The sequence below is a fragment of the Piscibacillus sp. B03 genome (assembly GCF_052246295.1).
Taxonomy (GTDB): Bacteria; Bacillota; Bacilli; order Bacillales; family Alkalibacillaceae; genus Piscibacillus.
On record NZ_JBQQCO010000003.1, the window covers coordinates 62,861 to 79,292 of the forward strand.

The 16,432-nt window shown below is 38.9% G+C and carries 15 protein-coding genes and 1 pseudogene; 2 read left to right on the plus strand and 14 right to left on the minus strand.

The window, feature by feature from the left end:
* Positions 1 to 9 precede the first annotated feature (9 nt).
* The 11 genes and pseudogenes from ACTWQB_RS03240 to ACTWQB_RS03290 form a co-directional block, all read right to left on the minus strand.
* Positions 10 to 783 carry a DUF3298 domain-containing protein gene (locus ACTWQB_RS03240; RefSeq protein ID WP_443137749.1) on the minus strand — a complete coding sequence of 258 codons (774 nt, stop codon included), beginning with the start codon at positions 781 to 783 and terminating at the stop codon, positions 10 to 12.
* A gap of 113 nt (positions 784 to 896) precedes the next feature.
* Positions 897 to 2,439: pseudogene (locus ACTWQB_RS03245) on the minus strand (BCCT family transporter).
* A gap of 40 nt (positions 2,440 to 2,479) precedes the next feature.
* Positions 2,480 to 3,202 carry an amino acid ABC transporter ATP-binding protein gene (locus tag ACTWQB_RS03250; protein ID WP_443137750.1) on the minus strand — a complete coding sequence of 241 codons (723 nt, stop codon included), beginning with the start codon at positions 3,200 to 3,202 and terminating at the stop codon, positions 2,480 to 2,482.
* Positions 3,195 to 3,854 carry an amino acid ABC transporter permease gene (locus ACTWQB_RS03255; RefSeq protein WP_443137751.1) on the minus strand — a complete coding sequence of 220 codons (660 nt, stop codon included), beginning with the start codon at positions 3,852 to 3,854 and terminating at the stop codon, positions 3,195 to 3,197. The genes ACTWQB_RS03250 and ACTWQB_RS03255 overlap by 8 nt, the downstream gene beginning before the upstream one ends.
* A gap of 25 nt (positions 3,855 to 3,879) precedes the next feature.
* Positions 3,880 to 4,668 (minus strand): transporter substrate-binding domain-containing protein, encoded by a 789-nt coding sequence (locus tag ACTWQB_RS03260; RefSeq protein ID WP_443137752.1) that lies wholly within the window; start codon positions 4,666 to 4,668, stop codon positions 3,880 to 3,882.
* Between the two features lie 300 nt (positions 4,669 to 4,968).
* Positions 4,969 to 6,033 carry an ABC transporter substrate-binding protein gene (locus ACTWQB_RS03265; RefSeq protein ID WP_443137871.1) on the minus strand — a complete coding sequence of 355 codons (1,065 nt, stop codon included), beginning with the start codon at positions 6,031 to 6,033 and terminating at the stop codon, positions 4,969 to 4,971.
* A 10-nt stretch (positions 6,034 to 6,043) separates the two neighbouring features.
* Positions 6,044 to 6,835, minus strand: coding sequence for an ABC transporter ATP-binding protein (locus ACTWQB_RS03270; RefSeq protein WP_443137753.1), 792 nt, complete (start codon positions 6,833 to 6,835; stop codon positions 6,044 to 6,046).
* Positions 6,836 to 6,847: 12 nt separating this feature from the next.
* A complete protein-coding gene (locus ACTWQB_RS03275; RefSeq protein WP_443137754.1) occupies positions 6,848 to 7,654 on the minus strand; it encodes an ABC transporter permease in 807 nt (268 codons plus the stop codon).
* A 426-nt stretch (positions 7,655 to 8,080) separates the two neighbouring features.
* Complete coding sequence (locus tag ACTWQB_RS03280) at positions 8,081 to 8,341, minus strand: hypothetical protein (protein WP_443137755.1); 261 nt, start codon at positions 8,339 to 8,341, stop codon at positions 8,081 to 8,083.
* Positions 8,342 to 8,668: 327 nt separating this feature from the next.
* Positions 8,669 to 9,418, minus strand: coding sequence for a 2-keto-4-pentenoate hydratase (locus ACTWQB_RS03285; protein WP_443137756.1), 750 nt, complete (start codon positions 9,416 to 9,418; stop codon positions 8,669 to 8,671).
* A 13-nt stretch (positions 9,419 to 9,431) separates the two neighbouring features.
* Positions 9,432 to 10,880 (minus strand): carbon starvation CstA family protein, encoded by a 1,449-nt coding sequence (locus ACTWQB_RS03290; RefSeq protein WP_443137757.1) that lies wholly within the window; start codon positions 10,878 to 10,880, stop codon positions 9,432 to 9,434.
* Positions 10,881 to 11,073: 193 nt separating this feature from the next.
* Between ACTWQB_RS03290 and ACTWQB_RS03295 the strand changes: the two genes are divergently transcribed.
* A complete protein-coding gene (locus tag ACTWQB_RS03295) occupies positions 11,074 to 12,174 on the plus strand; it encodes a branched-chain amino acid aminotransferase (RefSeq protein ID WP_443137758.1) in 1,101 nt (366 codons plus the stop codon).
* A 16-nt stretch (positions 12,175 to 12,190) separates the two neighbouring features.
* On the opposite strand, the gene asnB is transcribed toward ACTWQB_RS03295, so the two are convergent.
* A complete protein-coding gene (gene asnB / locus ACTWQB_RS03300; protein ID WP_443137759.1) occupies positions 12,191 to 14,038 on the minus strand; it encodes an asparagine synthase (glutamine-hydrolyzing) in 1,848 nt (615 codons plus the stop codon).
* 143 nt (positions 14,039 to 14,181) lie between these two features.
* On the opposite strand from asnB, the gene ACTWQB_RS03305 reads away from it, so the two are divergent.
* Positions 14,182 to 15,069 (plus strand): cation diffusion facilitator family transporter, encoded by an 888-nt coding sequence (locus tag ACTWQB_RS03305; protein WP_443137760.1) that lies wholly within the window; start codon positions 14,182 to 14,184, stop codon positions 15,067 to 15,069.
* A 171-nt stretch (positions 15,070 to 15,240) separates the two neighbouring features.
* On the opposite strand, the gene ACTWQB_RS03310 is transcribed toward ACTWQB_RS03305, so the two are convergent.
* The gene (locus ACTWQB_RS03310) at positions 15,241 to 15,366 is read right to left on the minus strand and encodes a hypothetical protein (RefSeq protein ID WP_443137761.1); all 126 of its coding nucleotides are present in this window, start codon (positions 15,364 to 15,366) and stop codon (positions 15,241 to 15,243) included.
* 4 nt (positions 15,367 to 15,370) lie between these two features.
* On the minus strand, positions 15,371 to 16,369 hold the full coding sequence (locus ACTWQB_RS03315; RefSeq protein WP_443137762.1) for a nuclease-related domain-containing protein: 999 nt from the start codon (positions 16,367 to 16,369) through the stop codon (positions 15,371 to 15,373).
* Positions 16,370 to 16,432 lie beyond the last annotated feature (63 nt).

Genomic DNA, 16,432 nt, shown 5'->3' on the forward strand with positions numbered 1-16,432 from the left:
ATCTAACTTTTAATTAAACCCTAACCTCTGAGCCCAATTCTTTTTCAACAATGCCTGAATGTCTTCATCGATCTGAATCTCTGCTTGAGGCATTCCAGCGGCTCCAGGAGTGATTTCATACTTATCAAACCTGAAAATCATTTTTCCATCATGGATGTACATGTTTTCAAACATATACTTAGGCTGGCTCACCCATTCTTCCAGCTCTTCTTCAAATATTCCTAAACCTTCTTGTTCTAAAAGAGCGTCTTGTACTTTAGGTCTGATGATTTCTCTTGCTTTACGTACATTCTTAAATAGTTCACCTTGCTTTAAAATTCGATTTGTCTTCACATCGACTAACCAAGCATGACCGGTTTCATTAACGTTAGCGCCACCTGTATATTCTGATTCCGTGAAAACTAATGAGTATAGATCTTCACCTGCTTGATACATATCCAAGTTAACCGTTAAGTTGCCCGGCCTCTCTTTAGTGACGTTCCCTTCGATTGCTGATAAAAACTGGTCATTCGTGCGTTTCATATATCCTTTGAAAAAGTTGTTTAGCCCGTCTGATTTAAAAACGGGCAACTCAAACTTAATGCTATAAAGGTCTTCACTTGTTTCATACGTTAATAACCTAATCCCATCAAAATCTGTTTCCACAATATCGAAGCCTTTTTCTTGGTCAACATAAATTTCCTCTGCACTCGAGAAAATAGCTGAGAGTATTTGACCAATAATAAAGCTAATAATAAAAGCAATAACGAAATACTTAACAGTTTGTTTGGCATTGTAATTCATACCGACTCCTCTTTCTAGTGTATTTGTATAGTTTTAGTTAAACCAACATTAGAAGAAATATGCATTTTTACCATAAAAAAATAAAAGCCTTCTTGATTGAAGGCTTTTACTGATTAATCTTTTTGATGTTTATTTAATTTTTTCTGAATGCGCTCATGTCTCTTAATTTCTCGTTTTGTAATTGGAATTGTCTCTCGTTTTAACAAGTTCCAAATGGCGAGTAGCATGATGAGCATAATTACGGTGAACGGTAAGGCGGACACAAGTGACGCCGTTTGCAGCGCGTCCAAACCACCTGCAAGTAATAACACACCTGCGATTGCTGAAATTAAAATCCCCCAAACAAACTTGTGCGATAACGGAGGGTTTGTGCTACCACGTGACGTCATGCTACCTAAAATATAAGAAGCTGAGTCAGCGGACGTCACCAAGAATGTAAAGATTAGTAGTACCGATAAAACAGACATAATAAATGTAAACGGGATATGGTTATACACTTACGGCTATATCATTGTTGACCGCTTCAGCAATTCCAGCTTGATGGTTCAAATCAGCATCAAGTGCTGTACCACCAAATGCTGCAATCCACACACATGCGATGACTGGCGGAACAACCATTACACCTAAAATGAACTCACGAATTGTACGTCCTCTTGAAACACGAGCGACGAACGCCCCAACGAATGGTGACCACGCAATCGCCCAAGCCCAATAGAATACGGTCCAATCTCGAACCCAAGTTCCGCCTTTATATGGTTGAAGCCTGAAGCTATAATTAATAAAGTTCGATATATAATCACCAATGCCTAGCGTGAATGCGTTTAAGATAAAAATCGTTGGCCCAAAAATTAATACAAATACCAAAAGTAATAAACATAATCCTAAGTTTAAATTACTCAGATACTTAATCCCTTTATCAAGCCCTGTAAATGTTGAAGCCATATAAGCTAAAAACATTACAGCTATGATAATTAACTGAACCCACACGGCTGAAGGAATTCCAGAAATCGTCGACAACCCACCGTTAATTTGCATTACGCCTAGGCCCAGTGAAGTCGCAACCCCCATCACCGTTGCAATAACAGAGAGGACGTCAATTGTGTTTGTCACAACAGGTTTATTACCCGTGACAGGCTCCATCGCTTTTGAGATTAGTCCCGCATCTTTTCGTCTAAATTGCATAAATGCAACGACAAGCCCGACTATAGCAAAGACTGACCATTGACTGACACCCCAGTGAAAAAATGAATAACCCATTGCGAGCCTTGCCGCCTCTTCAGTTAATGGCTCAACGCCTTCAAAAGGGGTCTCTAAATAATGAGACATCGGTTCGGCTACTCCCCAGAACACAAGACCTGCTCCGAAACCAGCTGAGAATAACATACCAATCCATGTGAAAAATGGATATTCTGGTCGTTCGTCCTCACCACCGAGTCTGATCTTCCCATAACGACTAAAAGCTAATCCCGCTAAAAATAACACCAAAATAAAAACAGCAATCAAGTAAAACCAACCAAAGTTTGAAGTAGTGAACAAAAATAAACTATTAGCGACTTCACCGAATTGCTCCGGCAAGACCGCACCGATTAAAACTAATATAGTTATGACTATTGCAGACACATAAAAGACTGGATTTTTTAAATGTTTACTGTCCATAAGCTCCTCCTATTCCTATGAATAGAAGAGTTCCTGCTGCTTATAGAACTTTATCTAGAAAGTCTCTCGCACGTTCTGTTTTAGCAGAGGCGAAAAACTCTTCTGGTTTTGCTTCCTCTACTATTTTTCCGTAATCCATAAAAATAATTCTATCTGCGACTTCTTTTGCAAAACCCATTTCGTGTGTGACGACGACCATGGTCATGCCCGTATTCGCAAGTGATTTGATGACGTCGAGGACTTCTTTAACCATTTCAGGGTCTAGTGCAGAGGTTGGTTCATCAAACAGCATGACTTCAGGCTCCATAGCCAATGCACGAGCAATCGCAACACGTTGTTTTTGTCCTCCTGATAAGCTGTTCGGGTAGGCATATTCTTTATCACTTAACCCAACTTGATCTAATAATTTTTTAGCTCTTTCGTCTGCTTCCTTTTTCGATAAACCCTTCACAGTCATAGGTGCGTAAGTTAAATTATCAATCACCTTCATATGTGGAAATAAATGAAAGTGTTGAAAGACCATGCCGATTTTTTGTCTAACTTTAAGAATGTTCGTAGACGGTACTGTAAGGTCTTCTCCATCTACAAAAACATGACCGCCTGTTGGTGATTCAAGTAAGTTCATGCACCTTAGAAGCGTAGATTTCCCTGAACCAGAAGGACCTATTACAGCTACCACCTCACCTTGCTTGATTTCAGTTTTAATATCATGTAACACTTCTAATTTCCCAAAACTTTTACTTAAATGTTCAACCTTAATCACTCTGACTCAACCTCCGTTCAAGCAATTTCCCTAATAAAGTTAAAATCATGACCATCGCATAATAGATCATACCTACAAATAATAAAGGCTCAAAATTCCTGTAAATATCAGCACTCACAACCGTAGCACGGCGCATTAAATCAAGGTAATTAATGACTGATACAATGGCCGACTCTTTTGTTAACGTAATAAATTCATTCATAAGCGCAGGTAAAATATTTTTCATCGCTTGAGGCAAAATGATTTTAAACATCGTTTGCCTGTAAGGAATTCCTAAGGCTTGAGCTGCCTCTTTTTGTCCTTTATCAACAGCCTGAATGCCTGCTCGGATAATTTCCGATACATAAGCTGACGAATTTAAGCCGAATGTTAAAACGGCAGCTAAAAACTCTGGTATATCATAACCTAATAATTGCGGAATACCGTAATAGACCAACATTAATTGTAAGATCAGTGGTGTGCCGCGAAAGACCGATGTATAAAAATCAGCTAACCATCTTAAATATTTGACCTCGCTTATTTTAACTAAAGCAATGACGGCACCTAATATAAATCCGATAATAATTGCGATAATCACAAATCGTAACGTTACCCATATTCCTTCCAACATAAAAGGAATATAAGGCACGATTTGGGTAAAATCCAAATTCATGCCTTAACACCTCAATTCTATTTGTTTAGTCTTGTGTTAGTTCCCATTTTTCCTCAAGTTCAGCAATGGTTCCGTCTTCTAAGAACTGTTCAATCACTGCATTTACATCTTCTTTTAAATCGCTACCTTTAGGAAATGCAACAGCCATACCAGGTGAACTCGTAGTCGGATCATCAAAACCAGCTAACCCTTGTTCTTCGATATAACCTTCCGCAACGGTTTTATCCATGTAACCAACATCGATACGACCCGTTTTTAGTTCTTGAATTAACGTTGTTGCTTGGTCCATCGACTTGATTTCAAAACCATATTCATCTTGAAGTTCCTCAGCACCTTCATACTGAATCGTACCTAGCTGTACACCCACTACTTTCCCTTCTAAATCTTCTAAGCTCTTAATATCGGAATCTTTTGCGGTTACGAACATCTCACCAGAGTGGTGATACTCCGTTGAAAAATCCACATTCTTTTTACGATCATCTGTCGCTGACATACCAGCCATAACCATATCCACACGATCTGCCTGAAGTGATCCAACTAACCCGTCAAAATTCATATCTTTGATTTCTAATTCATATCCAAGTTCCTCAGCAATTTTATGAGCTAAATCAATGTCGAAACCTTCAAATTCCCCTTCCGTTGTAAAAGACTCAAATGGCGGGAAGTCCGCTGATGTCCCCATCACTAACGTCCCTTTACTTTCGTCATCTCCACTACCTGAATTTGAATTTTCCTCAGCTTCACTAGTTCCGCACGCAGCGAGCACCATTGATAGAATAATAGATAAGATCGGTAAAACGATTTTTTTAGACATTGTATAATCCCCTTTTCGAATTGTATATTTATACGATTAAATGAATATTAACACAAAAATATGCATAAAAATACCCTTTCAATTAAAATAAAATAATTCAGATAATTGAAAGGGTTTACAATATAAATAAAAAGTACACCTATTTATTGAGTTAATATTCTATACAAAATCGAATACAACAAAGGAAACTAAATAGAAGCCAATCGTTAGAAAACTCACCTAACAATCAGCTTCTATTATTAGCTACGTCAAAATGCAACTATCTTGTTAAATATATCATCCTTTATTCTAATTTCTATACTATTCATACTCACCAATAATCTCTAATACTTCTTCCACAAGAGACGTGTCGATGGCTTGATCTAAATCTACTTCACCTTTAATGGCTCCATTTGCTTTATACACTTCATACTGATTCTTAATATCCTCGACGAACATACGACCGTTCGGATTTAAACCTGTTACGCCAACTTTTTTCCATAATTCAGGATCTTTTAGCGCCGTATACTCAGTCATAATGTCAATGACTTGATCCACATCACCTGTTCCTTTTATAAATGCGTCGTTATAGTCTCGAACACCTTTTAAATAAGCTGCCATGAAGCGTTGGGCGACATCACGTTTCTCCGTTAAAAACTTAGGTGACCCAAGTACCATCGCAATTTGTGCTTCTGGTGCATAATCCGTTGCATCTTTAAAACGAACATGTAGGTCTTGAGATTCCCCTTGTGTAATAAGTGGCTCAATTTGTAAGGCTGCATCGATCGTCTTGTTCCCCATTGCAGCAAGCATATTACCGAAGTCCGACATCAAGACAAATTCAACATCGTCTCGTGTTAGACCGGCGTGTTTCAACATTTCACCGAAAATATAATCATCTACGGCGTTTTGTGATGACACGGCAATGGTTCTTCCTCTCATATCCTCATAATCAACAATTTGGTCCTGTAAATCTTCTCTAATGACAAATGTAAAATATGAACTACCTTCATTGTTATGTCCTTTATCAGCAATCATTCTGACGTCGATTCCTTGAGCAATTGAGTTGAAGAATGATGCTGTTGAAACACCTCCAGCAACATCAACTTCACCTGCAGCAATAGCAGGAAGCATTTCATCACTGTTTCCAAATGTCGCAAATTCAACTTCTATGTTATAGTCTTCAAAATAGCCCATCTCGTTCGCAATGTAAAAGCCTGCTCCAGATGCTGCGCCGTCTTCAGCAATAACGACAGTTGCGCGTTCTTCTAACGGTTCAAGGCCTTCTTCCGCCTCATTTCCAGAACCTTCTTTAGCCTCATCTTGGCTACAAGCACCTAACACCAAAACGAGTAATAAAAGCGGAATGGCTAACCACTTTTTAATCATACTCACTCTACCCTTCTTTTTGATTTCGTGATTCTTGGACTTCATCCTGTAGATGAGTCCATATTTTTAAGAAAGTATCAGCTGTTTTTGGATCTGACCGTACTTTTGTCATTTGACGCGGTCTTGGTAAATCAATCTTAACCTCTTCTTTAATCGTCCCAGGTTGTGAACTCATTAAGAAAATTCGATCACTGAGTAAAATCGCTTCATCAATACTATGGGTGATAAAGATGACCGTTTTTTTCGTTTCTTCCCAAATTGAAAGTAATTCCTCTTGTAGAATAAATTTGTTCTGTTCATCGAGAGCTGCAAATGGTTCATCCATTAATAGAATTTCTGGGTCATTCGCAAACGCTCGAGCAATACTAACACGCTGCTTCATGCCACCAGATAATTCTTTTGGATATAACTTTCTGTACTTCGAAAGTCCAACTTTTTCAAGATATATATTGGTTCGCTCTTTAATGATTTGCTTAGGTGCATGACGCATCGTTAATCCAAGTGCCACATTCTCTTCAACTGTCATCCAAGGAATAACACCTTGTTCCTGAAACACCATCGATTGTAAAGGACGTTTGGTACCACTTGCTTGAATATCATAATATCCTGAACTAGGTTTTTCTAATCCTGCTAGAATTCGAAGTAGCGTCGTTTTCCCACAACCACTCGGGCCTAATATACAGACGAACTCGCCATCCTCTATTGAAAAGTCTATGTTTTCAAGGGCCATGACGCGCTCTCGATTTTTGATAAATACCTTGGTCAATCCATCCACATGAATTTTTTCCTGATTAGACAACGTCATCCCCTCCTATTTCCATGGAATCAACTTACTTTGTAGGCCTCGTAATAATAACGAGAACAAGTAGCCAAAAAACGATATTAATATGAGTCCTACAAACATCTCAGGTATGAGGAATGCTTTATAATTCATCCAAATCACATAACCTATTCCTGAACGCGCTCCAATCATCTCTGCTGCAACAATTGTTAATAACGCAATCGCCTGCCCCATTTGTATGCCTTCCATCATGACTGGCATAGCCCCTGGCAGTGCAATTTTCATAAAAAAGTCTTTAGGATTTGCACCATAGTTTTTAGCGACATCGGCATACACCTTGTCGATGCTCATAACCCCTGCTACGGTATTGATCACTACTGGAAAAAATACACTTAGTGCAATCGTAACCATTTTTGAAAACTCGCCGATTCCAAAAATAATTAAGATAATCGGTAACATCGCTAGTGTTGGAATTGGCATGAGCGCCATAATTAATGGAGAAAAGAAATGTCTAATCGATGAATACATCCCCATAATTAAGCCAAGTGTAATAGCAGGAATAACCCCAAGTAAAAATCCAAATAGTATTCGGATTAAGCTGACTCTGACATGTTCAAACAGTTCCCCGGATGATCCCATTGATATTAAGGTTTCAATAATGACCGTTGGTGGTGGGAAAAACCTCGGATCGATTACTGACGCTCGTGATAAAAGCTCCCAGAACAGCAACATAAAAACAGGTGATGAGATTGTTAACACTTGTTTGATGCGTTTACTGCGTTGCCGACGTTTTAGATCCTCTTGTTCCACCTCAACAGCTTTTTTTAACTCTTCCACGGCTCTCACCTCTACGCTTCATACTATGCGCTGGGCGTTTATCCGTGCCTGTCCGAATTTTTTTATTCGTAAAAATCTGTGAAAGAGCCTACACGTTTAAAAATAAGACCTAAAATTTGCAAGAATTATTAATATAAATTTGAAAATGAAAATTTGTGAGACATCAGTAATCGTTTATGAGACATAAGGGGCCCAGATGAGGAGTCGATTTTGTCGAAAATGGGTATTAAGCTTGATCTATGAGACATTGAAGCCAATATATGAGACATTGGCTAAACAATCTAACTTCACAAAAAAATCCTAAGGTCCACTTTTGGAACCTTAGGATTTTTCATTTATATTATTAGGGGGAGTTTATGCTTTTAAAGCTATCTTTTTAAAAGGGTGAGAGCTTAAAATTCTTGTTCAGAGTCCTTATAGATTAGATTACATATCAGAGTCAGAATCTTCTTCTGTATCTTCACCTAGATCAGAATCTTCTTCTGTGTCTTCGCCCATACCATCATCTGTTGAATCTTCTTCACCAGTAGTGCTATCATCTGTAGTACCGTCTTCAGTTGTACCGCTATCTTCTTCAGTTGCTGGATCCTCTACTGCTGGATCTTCAGCTGGATCTTCTTCACCGCCACCACAAGCTGCTAAGAAACCTGTACCTACTAATAAAGAACTGATAATTAATTTTTTCATTCTAAACACTCCTTTTTTATATGTTTAAAAATTGTGTGATTGCAACCTGTTTTTGGAGTTGCACTAATCAGATACCCGGCTCAATCACATCCAAAACACATGTCACTGACTTGTAATTAAAGAAATGTTTAGTTAAAACTATAAGTGTCTTAAGTCCTAGATTAGTTTATAAAACATTGGCAAACTAATTAACTCGTCCTCACAAATACCGACCTATTTTTACAAAAATATTTCACCCTCACTCAATTACTCCAACATTTTGTTTAAAAAGTTCTTTTTTTTTATGTTTTAAGATTTAAAAAAACTGGGGTTGATCACCCCAGCTAATTACTTTACATTTAGTTTTAGTTTACCAATGTTTTCGAAGCTTGCTTCATATACTCCTTGCATTAGTTTTTGCGGCATAATAAAAGTTCCAGATGAAACAATCATGTCCTTTTCTAACTTATTTCCTTCTGTGCTCAACTCTTGAACTAACCATTTCATTGAGTTGATTGGGTTTCCTAATACATCACTAGAACAACCAGTGGCAACCGTGTCGCCGTTAAATGTAACTTTTGCGTTAATTGAGTTTAATTGCTCGACTGTAACTCCAGATATAGGTTTACCTACTACTACTTTACCTGCCACAGCTCGATCTGCAACAATTTGAGTTAGGCTTAAATTAGGAAACCAGTCTTTATAACGAGAGTCTGGCACCTCAATACCCGGTGCAATTCTTGTTTTGCTTAGAATCGTATTCTCATCATCGTTTGGATTAATCTCTTGGTCGATTAGAAACATTAACTCTATTTCAATTAATGGTTCAGATAACTTTTCTATCAAAATTTCTCCACTTACGACTGAGTCCTCTGTCAAAGCACCATACAAAGGGGCATTTGCTCCAAATAATTCTTGTGTTTCCTGGCTGGTTAGACTAATCTTATAACCTTTTAAATGATTTCCCCTGTTAGACTCGATTTCTATAAGCTGTCTTTGATATTGATAGGCTTCTCGTAAAGACCCATTGACCTGATAATCGACACTCAGTTTGTCCCCACCTTGATGGGCTTGTTCTAACTTTTCTAGTAAACTCAATTACGTCACTCCCTTAGTTTGCATTCGATTGGGCAACACTTGGGTAACCGTTATGTTTCTCTTGATAGACTTGCCAAGCAAACCAAGTGATAACCACCAACCATAGAATGGATCCAAGAATCATAGATAATGAGTAATCAAGGCCAAACCCTTCTGGTGCGTAAAAGATATATGTTGATGTAACACCAGTCATAACGGTCGCTGGCACACTACAAATCCAGTGAAACTTAGCTTGTTTTAATAGATAAACAGCTGCTGTCCAAAGCATCACCGTGGCAACCACTTGGTTTGTCCAACCAACGTAACGCCATAAAAACGAATAATCGATTTGAGTTAATAGAAATGCTGGTAATGCAACAGGGACAATTAGTAATAGTTTTGATTTTTTCCCTCCAAAATCAATTTTAGTTGTCTGGTTTAATAAGTCACCTAGCATCATCCGCGATGAGCGTAAGGCTGTGTCTCCCGTTGTAATTGGTAGGATAATAACACCTAAGATGGCTAGAATTCCGCCCAATGTACCAAGTGTTGTTTGACTAATCTCGTTAACAACACCCGCTGCTCCACCTGCTGCTACTGCCTCTTGCAACCCTCCAGTGCTACCAAAGAACGTCATACCAGCTGCCGCCCAAATTAAAGCGATCACACCCTCTGCAACCATAGCACCGTAAAATACTTTTCGTCCTTCTGATTCCTTCTTAATCGTTCTAGCAAGAATAGGACTCTGTGTACTATGAAACCCAGAAATTGCACCACAAGAAATGGTGACAAATAATAAAGGCCAAAGCGGTAGCTCACCAGGATGCATATTAGCAAATGTTAAATTAGGAATAGGATTTTCAAATAAGAACAGCATGCCAAACGCAACAGCCGCTGCCATAAATAATAAGATTCCTCCAAAGATCGGATAGACTTTCCCGATTACTTTATTAATTGGTAAAACAGCTGCAACTAATAAGTAAATGAATACAAGAATAATCGCTGTTGTGAACGTTAATGGTGTGATTTGTGCGATTAATTCAGCTGGACCTGCTGTAAATGCAGCAGCTACCAAAATCATAAGTACGATTGAAACAATATTAATCGTTGATTGTGCGTATTTTCCTAAGTATTTTCCAACAATCGTCGGATATTGTGCTCCATTATGTCTTACGGACATCATTCCCGCAAAGTAATCATGTACGGCACCTGCAAAAATCGTTCCAATTACAATCCAAATAAATGCAACAGGTCCATATAATGCTCCTAAAACAGCTCCAAAAATTGGACCAAGCCCAGCGATGTTTAATAGCTGGATTAAGCTTCCTTTCCACCAACTCATAGGACTGAAATCAAAACCGTCACGTTTAGAATAGGCGGGCGTCTGTTTAGTATCGTCCGCGCCAAAAATTTGTTCAACCACCTTTCCGTAAATGATATAGCCAAAGATTAAGATAAAGATGGATGCGATGAATGTCAGCATCACTGGACCTCCTTTCGTTTTTTGAAAATTTAATCGTTATTCTACGCCTCAATTTTGGTCAAATCAACCCCTTTCCAATTAAATTTTTAAAATATTCAAATAAAAACGCTTACATTAAAAAAAGGGGTTGAAAACGCGTCAAACGTGTATTAAGATAAATATTAAAATTTTCGGAAAACAAGGAGATGACAACATGGAAAATCGTACACTAAGAGTCTTTAAAACTACTGACTATCGAGAAAAACCTAACAGCGATGAACTAGCATTCGGCCGAACATTTACAGACCACATGTTTGTAATGGATTATTCAGAATCAGAAGGCTGGCACGATGCCAAAATCGTACCTTATGAACCTCTCAAAGTAGATCCTGCTGCGATGGTATTCCACTATGGTCAATCCGTATTTGAAGGCCTTAAAGCGTACCTTAACCCTCAAGGTGAACCTCTTCTATTCCGCCCACAGAAGAACATTGCGCGCTTAAACCGTTCTAACGAGCGCTTATGCATCCCACCCATTGATGAAGACTTTCTCTTACATGCCTTAAAACAATTAATTCATATTGAAAAAGAATGGATCCCTGAAGCAGATGGCACTTCACTTTACATTCGGCCTATGATTATATCAACAGAACCATTTCTAGGGGTGGCACCATCTAAACAATACAAACTCGTGATTATCCTGTCGCCAGTCGGAGCTTACTATAAAGAAGGGATTAATCCGATTAAAATTGCGGTTGAGAATGAATACGTTCGAGCAGTCCGAGGTGGAACAGGTGAAGCTAAAACAGGTGGGAACTACGCTTCTAGTCTAAAAGCGCAAGAGGTCGCTTCCAAAGGTGGCTACTCTCAAGTTCTTTGGTTAGATGGTGTTGAGAAGAAATATATTGAAGAGGTTGGAAGTATGAATGTGTTTTTCAAAATTGGTGATGAAGTTGTGACACCTCAGTTAAACGGAAGTATTCTCAGTGGTGTTACGCGTAGTTCTGTCATTCAATTATTAGAACATTGGGGTGTTAACGTTCGCGAAAGTAAATTAACGATTGAAGAACTCTACGAAGAATATACGAATGGAAATGTTGAAGAAGTTTTTGGCTCTGGTACAGCTGCTGTCATCTCACCTATTGGTCAATTGGATTGGAATAATCATCAGATGGTGTTTAACAACGGAAAAACCGGCAAATTGGCAAAAGAATTATATGACACACTAACAGGAATTCAATACGGTCGTCTAGCTGACCCGTTTAATTGGGTAGAAAAAGTCACTGCCCATAATGAAATGCACAAAGTAGGTTAAGGCACGAGGCCTTAACCTACTTTATTTTCACTTGATATTGACGCATCCAATAATCTATCTGGCACAAATGTGCGATCAATTGTGGACCTTGCATCAGCTGACCATACCAAGGCTCTTTAAAATCAGCTCCTTGTGAGTCTACCAGTTTCTGAATTTGATCTTTTGACATTACTTCAAGCAATGGACTATTAGAATCTTGTAAAATCTCATTCATCCAATTCATAACTAATTCCGTGTATTTAGGCTGAAATGTTTTCGGATAAGGATTCTTTTTACGATATAAGATGTCATGAGGTAAAATGCCCTCTAACGCTTTACGAAGCAACCCTTTTTCCAAACCGCCTACATTTTTCATCTCCCAAGGGACATTCCATACATACTCCACTAAGCGGTGATCCGCGAATGGCACTCTCACTTCTAAGGTTGCTCCCATGCTCATTCGATCTTTACGATCCAATAATTGTGTCATAAACCAGTTCATATTAAGGTAAAACATCTCACGGCGTTTGCGATCGATCTCACTTTCTCCATCTAATCGTGGTGTTTCGGCGACGGTATCTTGATACCGTTGTTGAACGTAATCTTTAAGGTTTAATTTTTTCTTCCATTCAGGTAAAAGAAGTGCTTCACGATGGTCTAATGAACGAATCCACGGAAAACCATCATCCCCACTCGTCTCTGGGTTATGGAACCATGGGTAACCTCCGAAGATTTCATCAGCACATTCACCAGATAAGCTAACGGTCGTGTCCTGTTTAATCTTATGGCAGAACCAAAGTAAGGATGAATCGACATCTGCCATTCCGGGTTGGTCACGAAGAATAACGGATTCTTTCAACGTATTAAATAGTTCTTCTTCAGTAATAATGCAGTCAGAATGCTTCGTATTAAACTCATCGACCATAATCTTAATAAAATCCCGATCATCTGACGGTTGAAAAGTACTTTTTTCAAAATGTTTGTCATTACCTTTATAGTCAACTGAATAAGTCGGAAGCTGACCTTGGTCCGTTTCTTTGAAATGGTTAGCCGCAATGGCTGTAATGGCACTCGAATCGACCCCACCTGATAAAAACGTTGAAATCGGCACATCAGATACAAGTTGGCGCTTTACTGCATCCACAAATAGGTGACGAACTTTCTCAACTGTTTCATCAAACGAGTCTTGGTGTTCTTCGCTTTTCACGTTCCAGTAGCGCCACTTCTTCACCCCTTCCCTTGTGACCAACATCGCGTGACCCGCTCTAAGCTCATTAATTTGACTAAATATACCATGTCCGGGAGTTCTAGAAGGACCAAGTCCGAACACTTCTGCTAACCCGTCACAGTCGACAGTAGGTTCAATCGAAGGGTGTTCTAAAATGGCTTTAATTTCTGACCCGAAGATGACCTTTTTGTCTGTTTCAGCATAAAAAAGCGGCTTTACACCTAGGCGATCGCGTGCAATAAAAACCCGTTCATTTTTCTCATCCCAAATGGCAAACGCGAAAATTCCATTCAAATGGTCAAGGCAATCTGGTCCCCAGTGTACATAAGCGTTTAAGAGTACTTCCGTATCACATGTCGTTTTGAAGCGATACCCTCGCTTCATTAGCTCTTTTTTTATGTCATTAGTATTGTACAATTCACCATTGTAAATAATGGTATAAGTATTCCCAACATGATTGACAATCATCGGTTGCTTTCCTTTTTCAACATCAATAACCGCAAGCCGTCGATGCCCGAAAGCGACATGCTGATTTAAATAGTAGCCTTCATCATCTGTTCCCCGTTTAATAATCCTACTTGTCATTCTCTTAATAATTTCATCATGTTCCCGATGGTTGATCCCTTCCCATTCAACCCAACCGGTAATTCCACACATATTGCCAACTCCCTTTTTCGTGTAAAAATGCACTTATGGAGTATTATATGAAGGGGAGACTGTATGGTTCTTATTTCTGAATAGACCATTCTCAAGATTATTGTTAAGATAAAAATTACTACATACAAAAAGTGGGTTGTTTTATGGACCAACGTTATTCAAAAGCACAATTCGCATCTATATTAGGAATTATAGCTAACCTTCTTTTAGCCATTATAAAAGGCGTAGCAGGTGTTTTCACCAATAGTAAAGCCCTAATAGCCGATGCTTTCCACTCTGCATCTGATGTTGTAAGCTCTTTTGCAGTACTAATCGGAATTCGAGCCGCCCGTAAGCCACCAGACCCTGAACACCCATATGGGCACGGGAAGGCCGAGAACATAGCGACTTTAATTGTCTCGATCTTATTAATTGTCGTGGGTTTTGAGATTTTACTCGATTCGATTCAATCTATTTGGGATCGAACAACAGAAGAAACAAGCGTTTACGCCTTGTATGTTGTTATTTTTTCCATCGTAGTCAAAGAAGCGTTATTTCAATATAAATACCGACTCGGTAAAAAAATAAGTAGCCCAGCAATCATGGCTGACGCCTGGCACCACCGATCAGACGCCATTTCTTCTTTCATAGCTTTAGCCGGGATTGGACTATCCATTTTAGGACGAGAATATGACATTACCGCTTTATTGTACTTCGACCCAGTTGCAGGAAGTTTAATCGCGGTCTTAGTCATGTGGATGGGCTTCAAACTTGGTAAAGACGCAGTCCATGTCACCCTTGAGACTGTTCTTGATAATGAAGAGGTTGAACATTTCTTCGAATGCGTTATGACCGTAGAAGGTGTCAAAAGAATCGACACCTTCAACGCCCGAACCCACGGCTCTTACGTCATCATTGACGTTAAAATCAGCGTCGATCCGAACATTACGGTTGATGAAGGTCACGCGATCGCCGCACGGGTTAAAGAAAAACTAATGGACAACCACGAGGAAGTTCAGGATGTATATGTACACGTGAATCCGTTTCATTAAATGAAAATCCCTCCCGCTTTGATGTGGAGGGATTTATTCATATCAAAGTTTATGAACGGGTTTTTTGACTTTATGAACGTGTTCCGCTCATTTATGAACGGGTTTCTCTCACTTATGAACGGGTTTCTCTCACTTATGAACGGGTTTCTCTCACTTATGAACGGGTTTCGCTCACTTATGAACGGGTTTTCCGTCTTTATGAACGGCTTCCACCCATTTATGAACGGGTTTTCCGTCTTTATGAACGGCTTCCACCCATTTATGAACGGGTTTTCCGTCTTTATGAACGGCTTCCACCCATTTATGAACGGGTTTTCGAATTTTTATTTTTTCTCTTTAAGTAATCAAAATCTCGTTTATAATCAAAGTCCAACTGATAACGGGTGCCTCTTCTTTGACCTAACTGTTTAAGGCCCGACCTAGCTAATAAATCTCTAGTCGTACTATGTGATTGAATACCCGTGAACTGGCGAAACTCTCGATTGGTAATCTCCTTTTTTCCTAGCAAAAAACTATCTTTTAATGCTGTCATATAGGCATCCGATGATCTTAGTTGACAATTCGGACATTCAAAACGAAGCTGAAAAATTTTCGTACCTAACACTCCGCACTTCGGACACACAATCCCTCTTTGAAGCACGCTCTCATTAACCCGAAACCTCTTAAACACATCCGCTATGTAGTTTTGGTGATTCGCTACCATCTGACTTCCCACCCATTTCATATCACTGATACTCATAACAGGGGTTTTGTAGAGTTCTGAAAGCTCACGTATTTTACTCGAAAGCTTAGGAAGCGTGATCACTTTATCCTGGTATTTGGAGACTGAAGATTTTAGTAGTGCTTGGGAGTTGGTCATAGTTACGAGAGTTTCAACGGAGATTGAAGAAGCACCTATCATTTCTAACCACATTTGTAATTGATATTTTTGTTCTTCAGCTTGTAAAACTGGGTCTTGATAGATTTTATCTTTGTGCAAAACTTGGTTGAATTCATTAAACTCAACTTGATCGCGATAATTTTTAGCTTCAATAATCAGAAAAAATCTCGGAGTTAGTAGTAAGCAATCTATTTGGAAGTAGTATCCGTTAAAAGGTAGGCGTATTTGGAAAATGATGTCGTGCTGAAAATTCATTTTGGATAATTGATAACGCAGCTGGCTTTCTCTATAATAACCGGCGTACTCACGTGAAAGTTGATCCTGGACCATAGTGTAGTTTTCAAAGTGGGAGGTAAGACGTCTAATAAAAGCCTCAAGTTGAAGTAAATAAGGTGGAAGATGAAGTTCTTTTAAAATCATTATTACATAAAAAACCCCTTTCTGTTATTTATATATTTATTATAAAAATTAATCCCAAATAAT